The following is a 727-nucleotide window of genomic DNA, read 5'->3' as shown; positions in this document are numbered from 1 at the left end:
AGGTCCCCTGGTCGCGCCGGGGCAGGCCTGGTCCGACGCCGCCGGCGACCTCGCCCGTCTGCGCCGCGTGCTCGCCGTCCTCGACTCCCTGCTGTGCCGGACCGTAGTCGACACCGGAGCGTCCGGCCGCCGGTTGGTGACCGTTGTTCCGGTCACCGCTGGTGCGGTGCTCGCCGCGGCTGTCCCGACCGCGGCTGTCCCGACCGCGGCGGGCACGGTCGCGTCCGGAGACGTGGGACTGCGGGACTGCGTGCGCCTGTCCCGCTTCGCCTACCTCAGGCGGCCGGATGTGACCACGGTCGGCGGGCGGGGTGGCGGCCGGGGCCTGCTTGTGCTCGAGAGCCCGCTGGCCGCGTTCCGCGCGGTGCTGCACTGCCCGGGTGTCGCCGCGATGGTCGCGGCCGGACCCGCCGACGGGGGCGGGCTCAGTCCGTCATCGGCGCGGCTCGTGCTGGATCTGCTCGTTGCTGCCGGACTGCTCGTCGCCGCCGGAGCCGACCCCGCCGGACAGTCCGATTCCGCCGGACAGTCCGATTCCGGCCAGTCCGCCGGTCAGCAGGCGGCCGAGGATGATCCGGAGTCGCCGCTGGGCCTGTGGGACTTCCACGATCTGCTTTTCCACTCACGAAGCCGCCCGGGCCACAGCGACCAGCCGATCGGCGCCTATTTCCGGCATGCCGCCAGCAGCCCTGAGCCTCCGCCACTGCCGATTGCCCCGTCCCAGCCA

1 pseudogene is annotated in these 727 nt (G+C 74.3%); it reads left to right on the top strand.

The annotated features are described in order from the left end of the window. Positions 1-727: pseudogene (locus tag U9980_RS19995) on the top strand (hypothetical protein); the annotation flags it as partial.

Origin of the sequence: Protofrankia sp. Cr1 (assembly GCF_963555865.1) — a bacterium.
Taxonomy (GTDB): Bacteria; Actinomycetota; Actinomycetes; order Frankiales; family Frankiaceae; genus Protofrankia.
This window is presented reverse-complemented; position numbering and strand designations above follow the sequence as displayed.